The organism is Streptomyces sp. NPDC001220, from assembly GCF_053597895.1.
Genome location: NZ_JBSFJE010000023.1, coordinates 102,465 through 122,648 on the forward strand (window position 1 = coordinate 102,465; position 20,184 = coordinate 122,648).

Consider the following 20,184-nt stretch of genomic DNA (forward strand, 5'->3'; position numbering starts at 1 on the left):
AGTGGCCGACCGAGAATATGCGTGTCCCAGGAGTCAGGCAGCCGCGGTAACCGGAGGCGTGACCTGGTAGCGCCGTCGGTCACGGATCAGGGCCCAGATGACGTTGACACGTCGGCGGCCGAGCGCCAGCACAGCCTGGACGTGCCTCTTGCCCTCGGCTCGTTTGCGGTCGTAGAACTTCCGCGAGTTCGGGTCGTAGCGGACGCTGACCAGGGCGGAGGTGTAGAAGACCCGCTGGAGCCTGCGGTGATAGGTGACCGGCCGGTGGAGGTTGCCGCTGACCTTGCCCGAGTCGCGTGGAGCGGGAGCGACGCCGGCGAAGGCCGCCAGGGCGTCCGGGGAATCGAACTCGTCCAGGCTGCCGCCGACTGCGGCCAGGAACTCAGCGCCGAGCACGGTCCCGATGCCCGGGACGCTCAGGACGATGTCGGCGAGTTCGTGCTCACGAAACCGGCCCTCGATGAGCTTGTCCATCTCGGAGATCTGCTCGTTGAGGGTCATCACCTCCTCAGCCAGAGTGTGGACCAGCTTGGCGATGGTCTTCTCCCCGGGAACGGCAGTGTGCTGGCGCTCGGCGGCCTCGACGGCTGCTTCGGCCAGGGCTCGGGCGCCTCGGACCTTGCGGTTGGCCAGCCACGTCGTCAGCCGCGTGACGCCGGCCCGTCGGATCGCGGCCGGGGTCTGGTAGCCCGTCAGCAGCCTGAGCGGGCCGGTGTTGGTCACCTCCAGCGCCCGCTCCAGGGCCGGGAACATGCTCAGCAGAGAGCCGCGCAGGCGGTTGACCACACGAGTGCGGTCCTCGACCAGGTCGGCCCGGCGGCCGGCCAGCAGCTTGAGTTCGATGGCGGCTTCGTCGCCGGGGCGGATGGGCCGCAGGTCGCGGCGCATCCTGGCCTGGTCGGCGATGACGTAGGCGTCGCAGGCGTCGGTCTTGCCCTCGCCGCGGTAGCCGTCAGAGGCCCGGTTGACCAGCCGGCCGAGGATGTAGAGGACTTCCTGGCCGTGGTTGAGCAGCAGAGCCAGCAGGAGCGCGGGCTCCCCGCCGGTCATGTCGATGGCCCAGGTGACCTCACGGCCGTCGGCCAGGTCGAGGACGTCTTTGATCAGCTTGAGCAGCTCGGGTTCGTCGTTGGCGACCCGCCGCGACAGCAGGGTCTTGCCGTCAGTGTCCAGGGCGAGGCCGTGATGGTGGCCCTTGCCGCTGTCGATCCCCGCCCATATCCGGCTCATCGTGCTCCTGACGTACGTGTTCGTTCTGTTCGTGCCACGGACGACCTCGCCAGCATTGCTCTACACAGCGACTTGTTCGCACTTCCTAATCGGCGGCCGAGTCGTCGTGGGGCGCCGGGCGGCGAAGCAAGGGAAGCCACGAGACGGCAGCCGCCTGATAGCCACACCCAGCACCCCTGGGCGACCCAACCCTACGAATGGCTCGATCAACCCGATCAAGACGGTAGAGCCGCCTGAAGAGACACAAGCAACCCCCAACTCGCCCATCCCTGCGCAACCATCGGGCAAGAGCGCACCGCGAGCAGAACAATCAAACCCCGAGTAGAGGCTGGCAGCCGGTTTCCTACTTTGGCCGACCGCCAAGCTGCGTTCTGCCACGGCGTTCAAGCAGGACGACGCCTTGGCCGACGCCGATACACAAGGTGGCCAGCAACTCGACGAGGACACGGAAATGTGCCGTCCAGCCGCGCCCTTAGTACCGCATTGGCATTGCCCCAGACCACGTTATCGATCCCAGCGCGGTCCGGCCCGGGCTGCGCGCAACCAGTGCCCTAATCACGGGCCAGGACATCACAGACACGTTCACCGGGCTAGGACTCCGTCAGGTCTCCTTGCCTACCGTGCTCAGCGGCATGGTGGGTGTGTGGACGCGCATGAAGTGAACCGTGTTCGCGCGAAGCTGACGTTATTCGCGGCTGACGCGGTCCCCTCGGTGCCGCGGAAGAAGCAGCAGGCCGAGAACGACCGCGATCTGCGTGGACTGTGGACTGATGACGGACGATCGCCGCAAGTCCATCCAGGCACGGCCTCTCGACTGCCGGACGGCAATGAAAAAACCTGCAGCAGTTCGTCAACCAGTCCACGCGGGATCCGGTGCCAGTGCGGGGGCGCATCACCAAGCGGATGGTGCCGCTGATCGGCCCAGATGCCTGGGCAATCGATGCCGTGTCGTTTCGCAAGGACAGCCAGATGCCGGTCGGTGTCACGCCACAGCACTGCGGGGCTCTGAGCAAGCAGGCAACGCGCTCAGCGTGCACGCAGTCGCCGATACCGCCTCCGTCCCACAGCAGTAGCGGCTGTACCTGCCCAGGGAGTCTTGCCCGGGGATGGCCAGGTCGCCGCGGTCGGAGACCTTCATCGCTTCGAGCACGGCGACGTCGATGTGGCCGCCGCGGATCATGCCGAAGGAGAGCGCCGACGGCGTGGTAGCGCCACGGCATTCCGCCCTCGGCGACCAGAGTGCCCACGCCGACGGGGGTGAAGAAGGCCGGGATACGCACGCCGCCGGCCCGCAGACGCTCGGCCAGGGTGCCTTGCGGGATGCGCTCCAGCTCACCGGACAGGTACTGGCAGGCGAACTCCTTGTTCTCGCCCACGTACGAGCCGATGTCCCGGACGATGTGGCCAGCCGCGAGCAGAACACCCAAGCCGCCGCCATCCACCCCATCCCTCAGTTGTTCGAGACCACGCCTGTCGGCGGCTCCTTTGCTGGGCCCTCATAGCCGTGCTCTCACCGTCGAGGGCCGGGTGTTGCGCCCGAAGGCGACCAGTTCGGACCGTCTACCGGCGACCAGTTCGCGGGCCGTGCGTCCAGGCGCTCCATCCTGCGGTCGTGCCGAGCCGCGATCAACGCTTCGTCGAGCGGTGCCGTGAAGACGTTGTCGACCAGGGTGTACTCGGCGGCGAGCCGGCCGATGACCGGCAGCGCGGCGGTGTCGACCCGCCCACGCTCCAGATAGACGTCGTCCCTGATGTGGAACCTGACGACCTCCCCCCACACCACGTGATCAACGCCGGCCTCCCCGACCGGAATGATCCGGTCGACGACGCACTCGAACGAGATGGGCGCCCCTTTGACGCGAGGTGCCTGTACGACCTCGGACGGTTCCTTCTCCAACCCGAGTGCCTCGAACTCGTCCACGGCCGAGTCGAACTCGAACGCCGAGCTGTGCAAGCTGTGGACCTGCGGCAGCGTGGCCAGGTTGCTGACGAACTCGCCGGTGTCGCGGATGTTGACGAGCGTGTCCTTTATCGTCACCCCGTCCGACCGCGGCCCCAGGGTCACCGAGACCATGGGGGGCTTCCGCCCGACCGCGGTGAAGAAGGAGATGGGCGCGAGGTTGGCGACACCGTCGTGGGAGGTCGTACTGACCCAGGCCACGGCGCGCGGAATGATGCTCCCGATCAGCAGCTTGTAGGCCGATGCGGCATCAAGATCTGCAGCGTCAATGATCATCTGAGAAGCTCCAAAATCGTGGACGTGGAGCCCGCGATGAGGTCGTTGAGGGGGAAGGGAAGGCGCCTGCGGCCTTTCGACGTCGACTTCACTGCCGTCGACGGTGACGGCACGAGGGTCGTTCCTCTAATCACTTCATGGTTCTTGTCGCATCGAGGGCGCGCAGGCATTGCCCTCAGGGCCTGGACGACAGCCGGCTGTGTGACGGCGTCGACTGCTCAGCTACCCGAGCGCCGTGTGCCTCGACCAGCCGCGCAGCGAGCCGTTGGCGTTCAGCCCTTCGCGTTCGCCGACCTGGTGCCGGACGAGCATGGTGACCTGGTTGGTCACCGCGCCGAGCCGACCCAGCGCGGTGTAATCGGCAGAGCCCAGCCAGGCGGTCAGCTCGCCCGGGTCGGCCCACTGCGAGATCAGCAGGTACCGGACCGGGGCGGTGTCCTCCGGGAACCCCTTGACCGGCCCTATGAACTGGAAGGGCTGCTGCTCGAACTGTCCGGGGAGTGTCTCGAAGGGCATGGCTTCGTACTGGGTCAGTGCCTCACTCAGCGAGGCGACGACCGTATCCAGCGTCGGGACGTCGAGAGCGGCCGGCGGAACGATCACGGTCTCGCACAACAGCGGCCCGGTGAGCTCCTCGCCGTCTGCCGGCAGCCGCCACTTGCGGAGGTAGTAGGCGTCGAACCAGGTGGTACGGGCCTTGCGCATGACAGGCTGGTGCTGGTGGTTGTGGTACCACCTGTCTGCGTCGTCGGGGGTGGCGAATTTCGCGGAGGCGTAAGACCAGGACGAGTTGGCGATCGGACCGGCGGTCACCGACAGGAAACCCGGCTGGCTCGCGACGATCGGGTACATGCTCTCCAGGACGTTCCAGAACTCGTCCTCGGCCCCGGCGGCAAGGATGTTACCTCCCTCCATGGTGGTCATGGTCTGCGGAATGGCTGCTGGAATCGTCATGGGATCCCCTGGTGGTCATGAATTACGTGGAAGTGGGCAACGAACGTAACCCGAACGTCGTCGGCAACTGTGATCGCGACCTCACACTTGGCCGTTTGAGTGAAGACCTGTCCCTTACGCGGAAGTCCTCGGCCAAGCCTCAGACGGGACAGGGCCGGCCAGACCCCACCACGACACCGCTGCCCGGCCAAAAAGCCTCAACATGCACTGCATGCTTGGCGGACACCGCACAACAGGCACGATCATCGAGATCCACGCCTTCCCGGTCCTCGGAGCAGCCGGGGCTTCGAGGCCCGAGAGGACGTGCCATTAAATCGGACAAATTGGATGATTCTTTCAGGCCGATGTTGCGTTAATCTGCCAGGATGAACTTCGAAGAGTCCCCGCTTCGGCGCTGTCATGTCGGGGGAGAACTCATCGGCAGAACCGTTGTCCACAGCCCATCGGCACGACTCGAGGTGCTGCAACGACGGACGATGGGAAGCTTGGCCTGGCAGTTCCGCCAAGCAGTCGCCGCCTTGCTCTGGTTCAAGAAGGGCTTTCACGCCGCTCGCCTCCGCGTCGACGGCCGCGGCGTGGAAACGAAGATCTCCCCCGTGGCCAACCTCGGACTCGTCGCAGCGCAGTCGCAGATCGAGGGCGAATTCGAGACAGCAGAATTCTGCGACTACACCCTGATCTTCCTTGATACCTCGAAGTTGCCCGCGAGCCTTCAGCCTCAACAGTCGATGATGGCTTTCGGAAACCCTCGAGTCGTGACCAGCCTGGAGGAACTGACCCGTTTCCCCTCTCCGGACCCGGATCTGTTCTCCCTAATGCTCGAGGGGTGGTTGCTGCAGACCGTTGCACGACTCATGACAGGCACGTCTGACCGACAGACATCGGGTTGGCTGCCCGCGGCAAGCATTGAACGCGTACAGCAATACGTAGAAGCCCACTACGCAGAACCGCTGGCGGTCGCCCGCCTGGCCTCAATCGCAGGATTCAGTGAACGCCACTTCGCGCGAGGCTTCAGGGCCGCGACGTCACGTACACCCATGCAGTTCGTGATGGAGGTCCGGATCCAAAACGCCAAGCGCCTGATCCGTGAGGGCCGCCACTCGATCACGGAAACCGCCTACCTCTGCGGGTTCGGACAAGCTCAGCACTTTTCAGCGGCATTCAAGAAAGCGACCGGGGTAACGCCCCGTGACTACATGCGATCGGTCTCCGGCTATGTACAAATCCCCCGCCCGGCGACGCACGGCCAATTCCGCGTATCACCTCGGAGTTGAGTGCACATGAAGCCATGGCCTCGGTGAACTGCTCGTCCTGCGGGCGCGCCCACCTAACGCTCGTGTCATCCGAATTTGAGTCCATCGACCCAAAAGGACGTGGCAACGTCCAGGCTGCACCTCATGAGAGTCCACACGCGAGGAGGAAATTTATGTGGGAGTTGATACGCCGCATCACAACTCGCGGCGTTTCCGTCGCAGTTGTTACAGGGGCCGCCTGACCACCGGCAGTTACGCCGCCGGCCACCAGGTCGTCGCGACCGCGCGGAAGCCCGACACCGTCCGCGAGCAGTTCCCCGACGCCGGCGACGCGACGCTCGGCGGACTGATCGTCCTGATCCTGGTACGACCGCAGCGCCGCACAGCCACGGCACACGGCGACGGCGCCCCGGCCGTACCCGCACCGGACCGTTCCCCGAGCCCGGCCGCCGCCGATCCTGGTGGGCACACGGCATAACGTGTTCGACCGAGGATCCTGCCGGGCCGCCCGCAGACACGGGCGGCCGGCAGGATCCTGGTGTCACCACTACATGTGTTGCACCTGCTAGCGTCCACGAAACAGACGCTGAGCTGCGCAAGACCGGACGAGTCTGCCTCGCGCTACGGGTGCTGCCCCAGAGAAGCCATGTCCTCCAGGTGGTACTGGTGGAAGCGCACGGAGTGGTCCTCGGTCGCGCTGGCCACGTGGACCGGCACCGTCACCAGGCCAAAACTGATCGCACCGGACCAGATCCTCCGCGGCACGACAGACCTCCCCACGGCAGGCCCCGAGCCCCCTCAGCCTACGGTCTGCCCCACCACCCGGCATGACCGTCATCCGGCGACTGCTGCGTTCGTAGTAGACGCGGTTGTCTGCGTTGGGGCAACGACGTGAGGCGGGTGCTCGGGGAGGGTCGAGGGGAACTGAATTCCTTAATGCCGACTGGAGACGTCTCCCCGTGGCTACTTTCCTCTATCGACTGGGCCGGCTGGCCTTCAGACGGCGGTGGCGTTTCGCCCTGCTATGGGCTGTCGTGCTGGCAGCCGGCGGTGCGGGTGCCGTGATGGCGCCTGCCGCGCCCGACGACTCCAGCGCCATGTCGGGCATCGAGGCCCAGCAGGCGTACGACCTGATCCAGCAGCGCTTCCCCGGCTCGGCGGCCGACGGGGCGAGCGCCCGCATCGTGTTCGTGGCCCCAGACGGGCAGAAGGTCACCGCCGGCGCGAACAAGAAGGCGATCACGGACTTCGTCCGCGAGGCGACTGGCAGCTCCCCGCAGGTTTCCGGCGCGGTGAGCCCCTTCACCGCGGACACCGTGAGCGATGACGGGTCGACGGCGTACGCGACCGTGAGCTACAAGGTGGCCTCCTCCGACCTCACCGACGCCAGCAAGACTTCTCTCGAACATGCGATCGACGATGCTCGGGACGCGGGTCTGACCGTCGAGGCCGGCGGTGATGTCCTGGCGGCCCAGACCGAGGCCGGCGGATCGTCCGAGGTGATCGGTATCGTCCTCGCCGCCGTCGTCCTGCTGATCACTTTCGGGTCGCTAGCCGCCGCGGGACTTCCGCTGCTGACCGCGATCCTTGGCGTCGGCCTGAGCATGACCGCGGTCACGGCGCTGGGCAGCGCCCTGGGCCTGTCCCCCGGGCTCCGGCCACCACCGCATCCGACAGCACGGGGGCCGAGTTCAGGTCGAAGGCGCCGACGACGGTGTCACCAGCCAGGCGTCGCCCTGCTCGTACTGCATGACATGCGGCAGCGCGCCCGCATGCGCCGTGGTCGGATCCGGCGTCCTGTCCTCGCCGCCACTCACGGAAGTCATGTGAGTATGGCGTGAAGATCGCGCCCACGCGAGAGACCTACGCAGGGCCGTGCCGCGTATACCGGGCGGGTAGATGAGCGCCCCGGTGCCGTCATGGGCCCCAGCCTCTAGAATCGAACACATGAACGAGTTGCTGATGGATCCCCCGCGCGGTCGAGGTCAGTGCGCCGCGGGTGAACGACAAGCGCGTTGATGACGCAACCGGTGAGCGTCGGCGGTTCTCCTCGGCGATCTTGCCGCCGTGGTGTCGCAGGTCGCCGAAGATCGGCGAGGTGTTGCCGCTGCTGTATCTGCACGGCTTGTCGTCCGGCGACTTCGTGCCCGCGTTGGAGCAGTTCCTGGGCAGCGCGGCGGGGCTGTCGCCGGCCACCATCACCCGGCTGACCGCCCAGTGGCAGGCCGACCACCAAGCGTTCCTGGACCGGGATCTGTCGGGCAGCGACTTCGTCTGCCTCTGGGCCGACGGCGTGCACCTGCGGGTGCGGCTCGACCAGGCGAAAGCCTGCGTGCTGGTGCTGATCGGGGTGCGTGCGGACGGCACCAAGGAGCTGATCGCCCTGGATGACGGCTATCGGGAATCGGCCGAAGCGTGGGCCGGGCTGTTGCGCGACTGCGCGCGGCGCGGCATGCGGGCCCCGGTGCTGGCCGTCGGCGACGCCGCCCTGGGGTTTTGGAAGGCGCTCGCGGAGGTTTTCCCGAGGCCCGGGAGCAGTGCTGCTGGGTACACAAGACCGCCAACGTCCTCGACGCGCTGCCGAAGTCGGCGCAGCCCGCGGCCAAGCGCGCCCTGCAGGACATCTACAACGCCGAGGACAAGGGACACGCCTGCACGGCGGTCAAGGCGTTCGCCGCCCAGTACGGTGCGAAGTACCCCAAGGTTGCCAAACATCTCCTCGACGACGAGGAGGAACTGCTGGTGTTCTTCGACTATCCCGCCGAGCACTGGATCCACCTGCGGCCCACCAACCCGATTGAGTCGACCTTCGCCACTGTGCGGCTGCGCACCAAGGTCACCAAGGGCGCCGGCAGCCGGGCCGCCGCACTGAGCATGGTCTTCAAACTGATCGAATCCGCCCAGGCCCGCTGGCGGGCGCTGAACGCACCCCACCTCGTTGCGCTGGTCCGGGCCGGCGCCCGCTTCGAGCGCGGCATCCTGGTGGAACAGCCGATCCAGGAGGCAGCGTGAGCCAGCCAGTCCCCCTCACCGACGACGAGCTCGACGCCATCGAACGACGCAGCGAGGCCGCCAGCCCCGGACCGTGGCAGTCCTTCATCGAGGGCCGCGACCACCTCGGCGGCGACAACTTCATCCGGGTCGGCGGACTCGATGACAACGAGGACGACATGTACGTCTCCCGAGCCACCCCGGGGCAGGGACTCACCCCCGTCGGCGATCACGACCTCGACTTCATCGCGCACGCCCGACAGGATTCGCACGCCTCATCGCGGAGGTCAAACGCCTACGCGCCACCCAGCCCCACTAGCTAGATCCACTTCCGCGCAACCACAGGTCTTGACGATAACTCGGCCCCGTGCTGCCGGGACTCGTAAAGCAATCCAATCCCGGCCCGGCGCCCGGGTGCCTCCGGTACTGCTGTCGAAGTGCTGCCCCTTCTAGCGGTCGCATCCGTGCTGTCCCGTGACAACGAAGTGAGTGTGAGCGTGTAGTGCGCTATCCGGGTGCACTACCTGAATATGGACTTGCCCTCCTGATGCGCGCAGTGGGGCAAGTCCAGGAGGTGCCGGACTCCAATCGGCGTTGACACAGGGCACGTGCGCACAGTGCCCGCGCTGGCTCTGGGTGCACCCTCCAGGATCGAACGTACGAGCGAGTTGCCGCCGGATCCCCCCCTCCCCCCCGCCAGCACGCGATCCTTGCCCTCCTTGAACTCGCTGTCGGTGGGGAGTCTCAGCCGCCGAAGACGGCTTCAGCATCGGCGACGGTGTCATAGACCCGCAGGAGCTGATCCGCCCCGGTCACCTGAAGGGTCCGCCGCAACGGCCCGGGCACACAGGCCAACACCAGCACGGCCCCGCTCGCATCCGCTTGCCTCCACGCGCCGATCAGCACGTTCAACCCAGCGGAGTCGCAGAACAGGACGCCGGACAGGTCCAGCACGATGAAGCGGCCACCCCGCGCGATCAGCTCCTTGAACTGCGGGCGAAACTCAGGGGCGGTCACGTAGTCCATCTCGCCACTGGCCCTCGCGACCAGGCAGCGGCCGGAGCCAATCATCTCGACCGAGGGATCAGCCACCATGCCCTCCCAACCGTCTCACCGGGAGACCGCGACAGGGAATCTCGACACGAACCTACCGACCCCCTGCCCCGCCATGGACGCCCTACTCAGCCCTTCACCCGATTGGGAAACGCTCGCGTCCACGATCAGCCCACGTGTCGGCCCTGACGGGCCGACACGTGGGCGGTAGCGCGGTGGCGGGATGTGTCGTTGTCCTGGCGTGAGCGCGGAGAGGCGTGACCGGGACGATGTTGTGCCCGCCCACCTGACCGGTGCCTACTGGTCGGGCGATGCCGGCGGGGACTGTCCCGGTTGCCGCGAGCTGTTCGGCGAGGCAGAAGGCAAGCGGCAGGGGTTGGCTGGTGGGGGGCTGACCTCGGTCACCGGATGGGCTGGCGGCCTGGGGTCATGTTGCTGCTCGCGGTACCTTCCGTACGGCCCGCCAGGTCGACACGCACGGCGCCGACGGGGGCGAGGCGGCAGGGGTCGGCGGGGCGGCGGACAGAGCGGTCGCAAGGACGGCGGCGACTGCGGCCGACGTGGTGAGCAGACGTCGGATCGGGTGCATACGCAATCAACCCACGTCCGGGCAGGGCCGGTCACGGCCCCTTCCTCAAGATCACTCGCCGAGGAACGCCGGGCAGCTTGTCTGCCCGGACCCTCGCGTGGGGCCTCGCCGTCGCGCGCAACGGAACACCCCGCCCGGCAGCCCCTCGCCCGCCGCCCGACCCGCACTCAGCCGGGCCACGGCTCAGGTGGGGTTCAGAGGCGTAATGCCGGTGCCCGCGTACCGTTCGGGTTCCAGTGACGGAACCGTGAGTGGATCCCCCGCCTTCACCGAACGCCTCGCCGCCTGCCCCGACCAGCCCATCACCGTCATCCTCGCCCACTGAGCAGAAGACGTCTGGCCCGTCACCACGGCGGAAGCGGGCGACGGGCTAGCCGACGGACGCCGGCAGGTGTCCCGGAGCGTCGATAGGGAGCGGGCGCTAGCGACACCGCCGGCAGGGCGGGTGTGTACTGGCCGGCTGTGTCCTTGGTAGGGGGTGGGTCAGACGGCGGTGGTGTTGATGGTGACGGGGATGTTGCCGTGGGTGGCCTTTGAGTAGGGGCAGGTCTGATGCGCGGCCTCGCCGAGTTCGGCGGCGGTCTCCTGGTCGACGCCGCCGAGCTCGACGTTGAGGGCGGCGGCGAGGCCGAACCCAGCCTCCGGGGCTTGGGTGAGGGTGACCTCGGTGGTGATGGCCGTGCTGGTCAGCTTGATCTTGCGCTGGGCCGCGACGAAGCGCAGGGCGCCGAGGAAGCACGCGCCCCAGCCAGCGGCGAAGAGCTGCTCGGGGTTGGTGGCGTCCCCGGCTCCGCCCAGTTCTTTCGGGTAGGCGAGGTTGGTCTGCAGGATGCCGTCGCTGGAGTGGACGGTGCCGCCGTTGCGGCCTTCGCCGGTCACGTTCACGACGGCGGTGTAAGTGGTGGACATGATGTGTCTCCTTGCCGTGTAAGGGGGTGCTGCGAACAGTGCAGCGCGGCGCGAGCTCGGGTGCGGGGATAAGGGTGGACGTCCCGGGACGGCCGAGCCCGGCGGATTCATGGCAGGGGGCGTCAGGCGGTTCGCCGTGTACGGCCCTCAGAGGTTGGTGGCGACGGCTTCGGCGTCAGGCGGCCCAGGCGTCAGTGTGTGGTGGTGTGGGCGGCCTGCTCGATGACTCGGGTGACGGCGCCGGGGTGGGAAAGGGTGACGGCGTGTGAGGAGTTGATCTCGGTGGTGTGGGCGTGGGCGCGGTGGGCCATGAAGCGCTGCTCGTCGGGGTTGATCGCGTGGTCGGCGGTGGTGATCAGGTCCCAGGAGGGGATGGTCTTCCAGGCAGCCTGGGTGGGCTTCTCGTCGAAGACGGACGCGGAGACGGGGCGCTGGGTGGCGGCGGCGAGGTCGGTCAGCGAGGTGGGGACGTCGGCGGCGAAGACGCTGTGGAACTTGTCGGTCTTGACGTAGAGGTCGGTGCCGGTGGTGCCGTCGGCCAGGGGGTAGGGCACCGGCTTGAGGGCGGTGCCGAGTTCGGTCGCGGGGAACTTGCTGTTGAGGTCGGTGACGGTTTCGCCCTTGTCCTGGGCGAAGGCGGCTATGTAGACGAGGGCCTTGACGTTCGGGTCGCCGGCGGCGGCCTGGCTGATCACGGAGCCGCCGTAGGAGTGGCCGGCCAGCACGACGGGGCCCTTGACGCTCTTCAGCACGCTGTTGATGTAGGCGGCGTCGCTGTTGAGGCCGCGCAGCGGATTGGCCGGGGCGATGACCGGATAGCCGTCGTGCTGCAGCCGCTTGATCACGCCGTTCCAGCTGGAGGCGTCGACGAACGCCCCGTGGACCAGCACGACCGTGGGCTTCTTCGCCGTCGTGTGGTGTGCGGCCGTGGCGTCGGCAGGCGCGGTGACCGCCAGGGCCAGGGCTGCCGCTCCCGCGACAGCGCCGAGGGCGGCGACACGCTTGCGGGTGGGACGGAAGACGGTCTTGACGTTCACGGGGGATTCTCCTTGCCAGGGTGAGGGGTGCCGTCTCGTCCGGGGTTCCGGCCGGGACGACACCTCGAAAGATAGTGCACAATTTAGTTGTGCACAACTAAATGACGCGCGCCTCTATGTCTGCTCGAGCAGGGCTTCCGGACACCGCGGAGGGATGCGCCCCGGCAAATCCCGGAGCACGGCCGGGTCCGCGGTTCCGCGTGTGCGGAGGCGTCCCGGTCCCGCGTAGGCGAACCGCGGGACGTGGCAGCTCGAAAGGATCTTGGAATGCGTGCCCGGTTTCCCGGGGCCGCGTTGCTCACTCCGCTGGGCCGCCGATGGCGAGGTGCTTGAGGCGGTCGGTCGTGCCGTTCCGTTGCGCCTGCCACAGCCCGTACTTGGCCAGCAGCCCGTTCGAGACGGTCAGCAGATTCTTGTACGGGGGTGCGCTCAACCCCTTTGATGTGTGGGGTGCGTAGACGGTGCCCTCTCCTGTGACGGTGAGCCAGCCGGTGAGTGTCCGCATGCCCAGGCCCACACATTGCGGTTGGAAGGCGTGGGCGAGGAAGCCGGCTCGGCGGCCGCCCGGCGGGAGCAGTCCGGGTGGTACGTCGAGGTGCAGTCCCGCCCCGTCGTGACCGGTGACTCGCACCGGGACAATGACCGGAAAGCCGTCCGCCCCGCGGTAGGCCAGCAGCCGGTGCGGCAGGCCGCGGATCTGACGCGCGACGGCGGTGACGTCGAGGCGAGGACCGGTGCCGCCCTTCGGCGGCTTCTGTTCCATGGGCGGTAGCGGCCACGCGGTCCCCGAGACCGCTCGTGCTTCCCGGGCCGCCAAGTCCTCCCATGCGGTGACGCGTTCGAGTTCCACGTCGACGAAGGCGCGCTGTTGGTGGTATTCGCGCAGCAGCCAGTCCCACAGCGGCCCGCGCCTGGCTTCTCCGAGGAAGGGCACCGAGGCCCGCATCAGTTCGGCCAGCCGTTCCCGCGTGGGGCGCAGGTCGACCGACGCGGTTCCCTGGGCCAGCACGTACGAGCTGGTCGTGGCAAAGTCGTGCTCACGTGTGTGGTAGGCCAGGGAGACATGCGGGTTGTGCAGGATCCGTTCCAGTTTCTTCGGGAAGCCGAGCGAGGTGGTGAAGCCGACACGGCCGGTCTCTCGGTCTGCCAGGCCCAGTGGCGAGACGCTGGTGACCACGGCGCCGCCGGCCGGAGTGAGGTAGGCGACCGCCACGGTGAGGTCGCCTCTGATCACGTCGTCTGCGGCATCCGGCCATCTCAGCGGAGTGGAGGTCATGCGCTGGTCCCGCGGAGGACTTCGAGGTCGGCTCCCGCCTGGAGGCGCATGGCGGGGACAAGCGGGCGCACCGGCTCCGGCAGGCCCGACAGCACCAGTTCGACGTCCGCGGGTGTGCCCACCTCGTCGAGGAAGCCGACCATCAGGTGCCCGGCCACGGGTGGGGCGGTGGCGATCACTCGCTGCGAGAAGTCCTCCCACTCCGCCGGGGCGAGATGGTCACGGAGCGCGGGGAAAAGGACGGGCTCCTCGTGAGCCAGGTGGTCGTGCACCGTGTCGCGTACCGTCACGGCGGCGGCGTGCAGCGCGGCACGAACGGCCGGGTCACTCGTCCCGTCCTGGTCGGCGCTGGGCCTGGCCGTCTCGCTCGGGTCGCCACCGGCTTCGTTGACGTTCATGGCGACGGCAGCCAGTTGGTTGAGCGCTGCGTCGAGTCGTGCATGCTCTTCGCTGAGGGATTCGAGCGCGTGCGCGGCGGCCGGCGCGGTCGCGACGATCCGGGGCCACAGGTCGTCGTCCTCGCTCTCGTGGTGATGGTGCAGGTTCGCGACGAGGAAGTCCCGCAACTGCGCCAACGCGCCGAGCGGAACCGAAGGGCTGAGGGCAGCCTCAGCCAGCAGGGTGCTGGCCGCTCGGTGGACGTCATGGGCAAGCCGGGTCTCAACGACCGCCGTTGATTCTGCGGGGGTGGACAGCGTCATGTTGAAAAACCTCTTCGGAGGAGAGTGCGGTGGGTTTGATGTGGATGCGGGTGCCGTCGCGCTCCGGCACGGCGGCGAGTTGAAGGCCCCGTCTGCCACCGGGGCCGACGGCCGTTGACTCGTGGGTGGTAGTGGCTGGCCTTCGTGCGGCGTCCGGCTCCTGGTGTGGGCGCTCCCCTGCGGCCGCGGTCCTTTCGGCCCGGGAGTCCGTGACCGGTCGGACGTTCAGGCGCCCGGCGCAACTCGGGGACCGGTTCCGGGCCCGGCGGGACCGGATCGGTCTGTACTGCCTTGCCGCCGGCCCCCTGTCGTGCTTGCGCTGTCCGCGTGATCGCCGCTCCGCAACCGGGCGTGCCGCTGCGGAGCGGCGATCGTCAGAGTGCGGTGGTTATCGGGCGGCCCAGAAGGCGTAGTGGTGCTTGGCGGCGAAGTCGCTCTCGTGCGCGGGTGCGGGCGCAACGAGCGAGGTCATGTCCGTGCTGTCGTGGAAGGACGGCCAGTGGGCGGCGGGGGTGGAGGGGTTGCCGGTGGCGGCGAAGTGGACCCAGGCGGCGCGCATGGTCTGGGCGAGCTTTTCCTGGTCGGCGCTGAGCGGGTTCTTGCCCGGGGCGTCGGGCAGGTCGAACAGGTAGGTGAGTTCGGACAGGTGTGTGGCGACGGGCGGGTTGACCGGCAGGTAGCGCGGCGGTGCGGCGTCGTCGTTGAACTCATAGGCGTAGGTCGGCACGTGCCGGGAGGTCCACTGGTCGACCTGGACGGCGGTGGACGCGAAGTCGGCGTCGCCGAGCAGTGTGCCCAGGGCCACGGCCGGAGTGGCGTAGGAGGAGGCCGGGTACTCGTCGGCGACGGCCTTGGCCTGTGCGTCGGTGACGCCGAGCGCGGTGGCGATCGCCTGCTGGTAGTTCTCGGCGGTCACTCCGCCCTTGGGCAGCGGCGTGTAGGCGCCGTTGTGGAGGGTCGCGCCGGTGGCGAGGATGATCTGCTCCTCGTCGTGGTTGGACCCGTTGAGGACCGGCACACGGGCGAACCGTCCGGCGGCCAGCGAGGTGCCGATCGACTCCTTGAGCACCTTGCCGTCGATGATCGCGGCGTGCGGGTAGGACGGCGGGTACTTCGCCACCAGCTTGTCGACCGGCACCTTGCGCAGGCAGTCGGCACTCTGGTCGGTGCAGTCGACGCTGTCCGCGAAGGTCTTGCCGTCGGCCTCGGCCTTGGCCAGCGGCAGCTGGTCCAGGGCGAAGGTGCCGCTCTGCACGATGGCGCGCTGGAACAGCCCGCGGGAGCCGGGAGAGGTGAGGTGAGCCAGCACGGACTCACCGCCGGCCGACTCTCCGGCGATGGCCACCTTGTGCGGACTGCCGCCGAACCGGCCTATGTTGCGCTGCACCCAGCGCAGTGCGGCCTGCTGGTCCATCAGCCCGTAGTTGCCGGACGAGCCGTCTTGGGAGGCCAGGGCCGGGTGGGCCAGGTAGCCCAGGGCGCCGAGACGGTAGTTGACGGTGACGACCACGCTGCCCTCTGCGGCCAGCTTCGAGGGGTCGTAGTCGCGGCCTGCGCCGGTGACGAGGCCACCGCCGTGGAACCACACGATCACCGGACGGTGGTTATGGCGGAAGTGGTTGTCCGCGGCGGGCGTGGTGACGTTGAGGTACAGGCAGTCCTCGCTCTGCGCGCCCGCGGTGGTGGACATGGGCTGCGGGCAACTCGGCGCGTAGGCGGCCGCGTCACGCACGTCCTTCCAGTGCGCCGCCGGCTGCGGGGGCTGCCACCGCAGGTCGCCGGTGGGAGCGGCGGCATACGGCAGCCCGCGGAAGGTGTAGCCGCCGGGCACGGCCGTGCCGCGTACCGCACCGTCGTCGATGGTCACGACCGGAGTGCGGCCGGAGCCGGCCGAACCCGTGCCGGCGCCGGGCTCGGCGGCTCCGGCACTCATCGTCGCCACGGTTGCCGCGACAAGGCCGGCACCGAGGGCGGCCAGCGGTACTCGCCACTTCCGCCAGGGCGATGTCCTCGCGTGGTGCTCATTCATGATCTTGGTTCTTTCGTTCGATGGAACAGCAATGCACTGCTGCCGCGCCTTCACATGTGTGCCGGACGACCGCCGTCGGCGGTTTCGGCCCGTCATGTCCGACAGGTGACGTGGGTCTGCGCATCGACGAGCAGTCGCACTCCAGACCGGACTCGGTCTCTAATGTAGATCATAACCCGAATCGCGATCGACTTCCGTATGGGATGTGTATCTCTTTTGGAGGTCACTTGGGTCGGGGTGCGCCACGGAGCGAATGTTCGGGCCGTGGAGGCCTAGCCGGTTGACCCTGGAGAGGTCTTGCGCCTGCTCGCAGTGGCGCGGCGTCAAGGAAGGGCCGGAGCCGGCGACGGCAGCTCCCAGTGCGCCAGAACCGCCGGTCCACCCACCGGCCGTCGTCAGCCCGGCCGGAACACGGCGCCGGGCCTTGAGCGACGGAGACGGGGCGTGCGCCGCCGCAAGGACGGGGTACCCATCCGCGGGACGGGCGCGCCTCCACAGGAACGGCCCTCGGCCGGAAAGGCGAATTCCAAGGGCCGTTCAAGCGCCGCGCGGAGCGGACATCTGGCGGAGCCGGTCTGATCAGGACTGTCCCGTCCCTCGCGGCTTCCGCTCGATCGCCGGGGTGCCGGTGCGGGATCGGCAGGCGCTCAGACGACCGAGTCCGGGGAGTACGGGCCTCGACGGCACGTCGGGCATCGACGGGAAGGGGCCGGGAGCGCGGCGGCTTCCCTCGGCCCCCGCCGAGCGGGGACTCGCCGTTCGCCCGGGTGAGTGCAGGGCAGGGCCGCCAGGATCAAGGACGAGGGCGACGACACGTCAGCGTCAAAAGGCCCGTCTTCATCTCCGCACCGCGTGCCCGGCGGGTCCGCGGCCGGCCTTCCCGCCGTCGCACGGTCCGCATGGGTTCATCGGGTGGCGTCCGGGGCGGCACACCGCCGGCCGCATCCCTTGCCCGTTGTGAGAGTTGAGGTCAGCCGGCGGTGCGCTCGTCGAAGGCGCTGCGGGCTGCGCGGACCTGGTGGGCGCGCTTCTGGGTCCAGTCGCACAGGACCCGGGTCTCCTCGGCGATCTCCTTGCCGAGATCGGTGAGGGAGTACTGGACCAGCGGCGGGGTGGCGTTGGCGTCCACGCTCCGCAGGAGCAGTCCGTCGCGTTCCAGGGTGCGCAGAGTCTGGGACAGCATCTTGCGACTGATCCCGCCGACGGTCCGCTGCAGCTCGGAATACCGCTGCACGTTGCGTTCGCGCAGGCTCACGAGCATGAGCAGCACCCACTTGTCGGCCAGGTCCACGAAGACGTCCCGGCTCGGGCAGGCCGCGTCAAGGATGTCCATGGGCCTGGGGGTGTCGATAACTGACGGCTGATCCTGTGGCATAGGCCTCATCCTACACCAGGACACGGATACGCACATGTTCTCCTTCGGGTGTATGGTCTACTATCGATACCAAGTCGATTCGGGGAGCCATCACATGGCGTGTGCCCCGACGGGATCTCCCCCCGCCCCGGCCGAAGAGGCCGGACACCGCGCGGGCCGGAGCCGAGGAACCGCCCCCGCCCCGCTCGACCCCTCCCCCAGAACCAAGGACGCTGCCGCATGACACCACCGAACAGGGCCGGACAACTGGCCCAGAGCATCGATCTGGCCGTGAGCGCCGTCCACGGCGCGCGCGTGGACCAGTACCGCGATCCGACGCCGTGCACGGACTTCACCGTCCGGGACCTCGTCCACCACGTCGCCAGGATGCTCCTGCTGACGACGAGTGCCGGGAGCCGGAGGGAATGGGACCCGGAGCTCCTGGCGGCCGACCCCGTGCCGGTCCTCACCAGGCGCCCCGAGTCGGACTGGGCCGCACTGATCAACGAGAGCGCACAGCCCGCAGCCGGCGCCTGGAGCAGCGCGGCGGCATGGGAAGGCGAGGCGAGTCTCGTCGGGCCGCCGATGCCGGCCGCCGCACTGGGCGAGATCCTCATCGCCGAGTTCACCATTCACGCCTGGGACACGGCGGCGGCCACCGGGCAGCGCCTCACCGTCCCGGCACCGCTGGCCCGGGCGACGCTGGACACCCTCCAGCGGGAGGCACCGCGGATGCGGGGCATCGGACTGCTCGCCGACGAGGTTCCGCAAGCCGCCGACGCGCCCGCGTTCGACCGGGCCCTGGCCCTCAGCGGTCGGGACCCGCGGTGGAAACGCCCCGCCGCCTAGAGCCGCGGCCTCCCAGTCACCGGCCTCACCGGAAGTCACCGATCACGTCCTGCGGCGTTCCCCCCTGCCCCGCGCCGCGAGACCGCACGCAGAACACACACCCCATGGAGACAGACATGACACCCGTAGCTGCCAACACAGAACTCTCGGTCGATGAGCTGAAGGCCCTCCTGAAGCTCCAGCAGGAGGCCTTCCTCACCGAGGGGCCGCCGTCCGCGGAGGTCCGGCGCAACCGGCTGGACCGGCTCCTCGCGGCAGTCCTCGGCTCCGCCGACGAACTCGCCGAGGCGCTGAGCGCCGACTTCGGCAACCGGCCGGTGGGCTACACCCTGGGGACCGAGATCACCACGAGCATCCATGTGGTCAAGCACCTGCAGGCCCACCTCGAGGACTGGATGCAGCCCGTCGCCTACCCGGACGACTTCCTGCCGACAACGGTCGACGTCGACCCACTCGGTGTCGTGGGTGTGGTCGGCCCGTGGAACTTCCCGATCACCCTGGTCGTGCACCCCGCCGCAGAGGCCATCGCGGCCGGCAACCGCGTCATGATCAAATTCTCGGACGGCGACGTCCGGACCGGCCAGGTCTTCGCCAAGGCGATCGCGGAGTACTTCGACCCGTCCGAGGTGGCCGTGGTCCTGGGCGGAGTGGAGCTGAGCGCAGCGTTCTCGGCCCTGCCGTTCAACCACCTGATGTTCACCGGATCCCCCGGCGTGGGCAAGCTCGTCCAGAAGGCGGCGGCCGAGAACCTCACCCCGGTCACCCTGGAACTCGGCGGCAAGAACCCGGTCGTGGTGGGCCGCGACGCGGTCCTGTCCGACGCGGCGGTCCGGCTGGCCGGCTCACGCCTGGCCAACGGCGGCCAGTTCTGCCTCGGCCCGGACTACGTCTTCGTCCCGCGCGCCGGCGTGGAGGAGTTCGTGGACCGGACACGGCAGGCCTTCATCGATTTCTTCCCCGACTACGCCACGCACCCCGGCGTGACCTCCGTGATCAACGAGAAGAACTTCGACCGGATCACCGCACTGGTCGACGACGCCGTCGCGAAGGGCGCGCGGGCCGTCCTGGGAGTTCCCGAGGGCGACCGGGCCTCGGCCGCCAACCGCTCCACGCGCCGCATCCCGCCGACGATCCTGCTGAACGTGACCGACGACATGCGGATCGCCGAGGAGGAGATCTTCGGTCCGGTCATCGTCGTGTTCCCCTACGACGACATCAAGGAAGCCATCGCCTACGTCAACGACCGGCCGTCGCCGCTGGCGGCGTACTGGTACGGCGACGACAGCGACGACTTCCGCGAGTTCCGTCGCCGTACCGCCAGCGGCGGCATGGCCCGCAACGACTTCGCGGTACAGATCTTCCTTCCCGACGTCCCCTTCGGCGGAATCGGCCAGAGCGGCATGGGTGCGTACCACGGCAGGACCGGATTCGACACCTTCAGCCACAAGCGTGCCGTCACCACCTCCCAGCTGCCCGTCCCCTACGCGGTGCAGTCCGTCACCTTCAGCGAGGAGAAACTCGCCCAGACCAAGGAACTGCTCTCCTCCGCACTCGCCGAGGTCACCGCGCGACTGCAGTAGAACCGACCGCCGTGCCGGGCGGCGGCACGGACACACAGCCAGCGGTGGCCCCGCCCTCCCGGAGAAGGGGGCACCGGGTCACCGCTGCCCGGCACGACACCTCCGCACGACCACGTGCGTACCCGGCCGGGACGGCCGCCATC

General features: G+C 68.5%; 15 protein-coding genes and 6 pseudogenes. 8 read left to right on the forward strand and 13 right to left on the reverse strand.

The window, feature by feature from the left end; all coding sequences use genetic code 11:
- Window positions 1–33: 33 nt before the first annotated feature.
- Window positions 34–1,230 carry an IS110 family transposase gene (locus tag ACWDGI_RS39265; protein WP_450767567.1) on the reverse strand — a complete coding sequence of 399 codons (1,197 nt, stop codon included), beginning with the start codon at window positions 1,228–1,230 and terminating at the stop codon, window positions 34–36.
- 879 nt (window positions 1,231–2,109) lie between these two features.
- Here ACWDGI_RS39265 and ACWDGI_RS39270 point away from each other — a divergent pair.
- A pseudogene (locus ACWDGI_RS39270) lies at window positions 2,110–2,340 on the forward strand (transposase); the annotation flags it as partial.
- On the opposite strand, the pseudogene ACWDGI_RS39275 reads toward ACWDGI_RS39270, so the two are convergent.
- The 4 genes and pseudogenes from ACWDGI_RS39275 to ACWDGI_RS39290 all read right to left on the reverse strand — a co-directional run.
- Window positions 2,327–2,428, reverse strand: a pseudogene (locus ACWDGI_RS39275) (succinyl-CoA--3-ketoacid-CoA transferase); the annotation flags it as partial. The pseudogenes ACWDGI_RS39270 and ACWDGI_RS39275 sit on opposite strands and share 14 nt — an antisense overlap.
- A pseudogene (locus ACWDGI_RS39280) lies at window positions 2,388–2,675 on the reverse strand (CoA-transferase); the annotation flags it as partial. The pseudogenes ACWDGI_RS39280 and ACWDGI_RS39275, both read right to left, overlap by 41 nt.
- A 65-nt stretch (window positions 2,676–2,740) precedes the next feature.
- Entirely contained in the window at window positions 2,741–3,466 is a 726-nt protein-coding gene (locus ACWDGI_RS39285) for a flavin reductase family protein (protein WP_450767569.1), read from the reverse strand.
- Between the two features lie 222 nt (window positions 3,467–3,688).
- Window positions 3,689–4,420, reverse strand: coding sequence for a hypothetical protein (locus ACWDGI_RS39290; protein WP_450767571.1), 732 nt, complete (start codon window positions 4,418–4,420; stop codon window positions 3,689–3,691).
- Between the two features lie 365 nt (window positions 4,421–4,785).
- On the opposite strand from ACWDGI_RS39290, the gene ACWDGI_RS39295 reads away from it, so the two are divergent.
- Window positions 4,786–5,694, forward strand: a complete 909-nt coding sequence (locus ACWDGI_RS39295; protein WP_450767573.1) for a helix-turn-helix domain-containing protein — start codon at window positions 4,786–4,788, stop codon at window positions 5,692–5,694.
- Window positions 5,695–5,848: 154 nt separating this feature from the next.
- Window positions 5,849–6,151 (forward strand): hypothetical protein, encoded by a 303-nt coding sequence (locus ACWDGI_RS39300; RefSeq protein ID WP_450767575.1) that lies wholly within the window; start codon window positions 5,849–5,851, stop codon window positions 6,149–6,151.
- 167 nt (window positions 6,152–6,318) lie between these two features.
- On the opposite strand, the pseudogene ACWDGI_RS39305 reads toward ACWDGI_RS39300, so the two are convergent.
- Window positions 6,319–6,438, reverse strand: a pseudogene (locus tag ACWDGI_RS39305) (Ku protein); the annotation flags it as partial.
- Window positions 6,439–6,632: 194 nt separating this feature from the next.
- On the opposite strand from ACWDGI_RS39305, the pseudogene ACWDGI_RS39310 reads away from it, so the two are divergent.
- The 3 genes and pseudogenes from ACWDGI_RS39310 to ACWDGI_RS39320 all read left to right on the forward strand — a co-directional run.
- Window positions 6,633–7,319, forward strand: a pseudogene (locus ACWDGI_RS39310) (MMPL family transporter); the annotation flags it as partial.
- A 329-nt stretch (window positions 7,320–7,648) separates the two neighbouring features.
- Window positions 7,649–8,685: pseudogene (locus ACWDGI_RS39315) on the forward strand (IS256 family transposase); the annotation flags it as partial.
- On the forward strand, window positions 8,682–8,987 hold the full coding sequence (locus tag ACWDGI_RS39320) for a hypothetical protein (protein WP_450767577.1): 306 nt from the start codon (window positions 8,682–8,684) through the stop codon (window positions 8,985–8,987). The pseudogene ACWDGI_RS39315 and the gene ACWDGI_RS39320, both read left to right, overlap by 4 nt.
- 421 nt (window positions 8,988–9,408) lie before the next feature.
- On the opposite strand, the gene ACWDGI_RS39325 is transcribed toward ACWDGI_RS39320, so the two are convergent.
- From ACWDGI_RS39325 to ACWDGI_RS39355, 7 genes are all read right to left on the reverse strand, one after another.
- Entirely contained in the window at window positions 9,409–9,759 is a 351-nt protein-coding gene (locus ACWDGI_RS39325; RefSeq protein WP_450767579.1) for an STAS domain-containing protein, read from the reverse strand.
- 1,030 nt (window positions 9,760–10,789) lie between these two features.
- Window positions 10,790–11,215: an organic hydroperoxide resistance protein gene (locus ACWDGI_RS39330; RefSeq protein ID WP_450767581.1), complete on the reverse strand. Its 426-nt coding sequence runs from the start codon at window positions 11,213–11,215 to the stop codon at window positions 10,790–10,792.
- Window positions 11,216–11,406: 191 nt separating this feature from the next.
- Window positions 11,407–12,252 (reverse strand): alpha/beta fold hydrolase, encoded by an 846-nt coding sequence (locus ACWDGI_RS39335; RefSeq protein WP_450767583.1) that lies wholly within the window; start codon window positions 12,250–12,252, stop codon window positions 11,407–11,409.
- A gap of 298 nt (window positions 12,253–12,550) precedes the next feature.
- A complete protein-coding gene (locus tag ACWDGI_RS39340) occupies window positions 12,551–13,528 on the reverse strand; it encodes a hypothetical protein (protein ID WP_450767585.1) in 978 nt (325 codons plus the stop codon).
- The gene (locus ACWDGI_RS39345; RefSeq protein WP_450767587.1) at window positions 13,525–14,229 is read right to left on the reverse strand and encodes a hemerythrin domain-containing protein; all 705 of its coding nucleotides are present in this window, start codon (window positions 14,227–14,229) and stop codon (window positions 13,525–13,527) included. Before ACWDGI_RS39345 ends, ACWDGI_RS39340 begins: the two co-directional genes overlap by 4 nt.
- 388 nt (window positions 14,230–14,617) lie before the next feature.
- Window positions 14,618–16,162, reverse strand: a complete 1,545-nt coding sequence (locus ACWDGI_RS39350) for a carboxylesterase/lipase family protein (RefSeq protein WP_450767589.1) — start codon at window positions 16,160–16,162, stop codon at window positions 14,618–14,620.
- A 1,066-nt stretch (window positions 16,163–17,228) separates the two neighbouring features.
- Window positions 17,229–17,591, reverse strand: a complete 363-nt coding sequence (locus ACWDGI_RS39355) for a winged helix-turn-helix transcriptional regulator (RefSeq protein ID WP_450767591.1) — start codon at window positions 17,589–17,591, stop codon at window positions 17,229–17,231.
- Window positions 17,592–17,852: 261 nt separating this feature from the next.
- Between ACWDGI_RS39355 and ACWDGI_RS39360 the strand changes: the two genes are divergently transcribed.
- Both ACWDGI_RS39360 and ACWDGI_RS39365 read left to right on the forward strand, forming a co-directional pair.
- Entirely contained in the window at window positions 17,853–18,461 is a 609-nt protein-coding gene (locus ACWDGI_RS39360; protein WP_450767593.1) for a TIGR03086 family metal-binding protein, read from the forward strand.
- Between the two features lie 116 nt (window positions 18,462–18,577).
- A complete protein-coding gene (locus ACWDGI_RS39365; protein WP_450767595.1) occupies window positions 18,578–20,041 on the forward strand; it encodes an aldehyde dehydrogenase family protein in 1,464 nt (487 codons plus the stop codon).
- Window positions 20,042–20,184 lie beyond the last annotated feature (143 nt).

Bases quoted from the DNA above. Each gene is read 5' to 3' on its own strand.
- ACWDGI_RS39295 (WP_450767573.1), top strand. From the start codon at position 4,786: ATGAACTTCGAAGAGTCCCCGCTTCGGCGCTGTCATGTCGGGGGAGAA.
- ACWDGI_RS39340 (WP_450767585.1), bottom strand. From the start codon at position 13,528: ATGACCTCCACTCCGCTGAGATGGCCGGATGCCGCAGACGACGTGATC.
- ACWDGI_RS39355 (WP_450767591.1), bottom strand. From the start codon at position 17,591: ATGGACATCCTTGACGCGGCCTGCCCGAGCCGGGACGTCTTCGTGGAC.
- ACWDGI_RS39345 (WP_450767587.1), bottom strand. From the start codon at position 14,229: ATGACGCTGTCCACCCCCGCAGAATCAACGGCGGTCGTTGAGACCCGG.
- ACWDGI_RS39290 (WP_450767571.1), bottom strand. From the start codon at position 4,420: ATGACGATTCCAGCAGCCATTCCGCAGACCATGACCACCATGGAGGGA.
- ACWDGI_RS39285 (WP_450767569.1), bottom strand. From the start codon at position 3,466: ATGATCATTGACGCTGCAGATCTTGATGCCGCATCGGCCTACAAGCTG.
- ACWDGI_RS39330 (WP_450767581.1), bottom strand. From the start codon at position 11,215: ATGTCCACCACTTACACCGCCGTCGTGAACGTGACCGGCGAAGGCCGC.
- ACWDGI_RS39265 (WP_450767567.1), bottom strand. From the start codon at position 1,230: ATGAGCCGGATATGGGCGGGGATCGACAGCGGCAAGGGCCACCATCAC.
- ACWDGI_RS39360 (WP_450767593.1), top strand. From the start codon at position 17,853: ATGACACCACCGAACAGGGCCGGACAACTGGCCCAGAGCATCGATCTG.
- ACWDGI_RS39365 (WP_450767595.1), top strand. From the start codon at position 18,578: ATGACACCCGTAGCTGCCAACACAGAACTCTCGGTCGATGAGCTGAAG.
- ACWDGI_RS39325 (WP_450767579.1), bottom strand. From the start codon at position 9,759: ATGGTGGCTGATCCCTCGGTCGAGATGATTGGCTCCGGCCGCTGCCTG.
- ACWDGI_RS39350 (WP_450767589.1), bottom strand. From the start codon at position 16,162: ATGAGTGCCGGAGCCGCCGAGCCCGGCGCCGGCACGGGTTCGGCCGGC.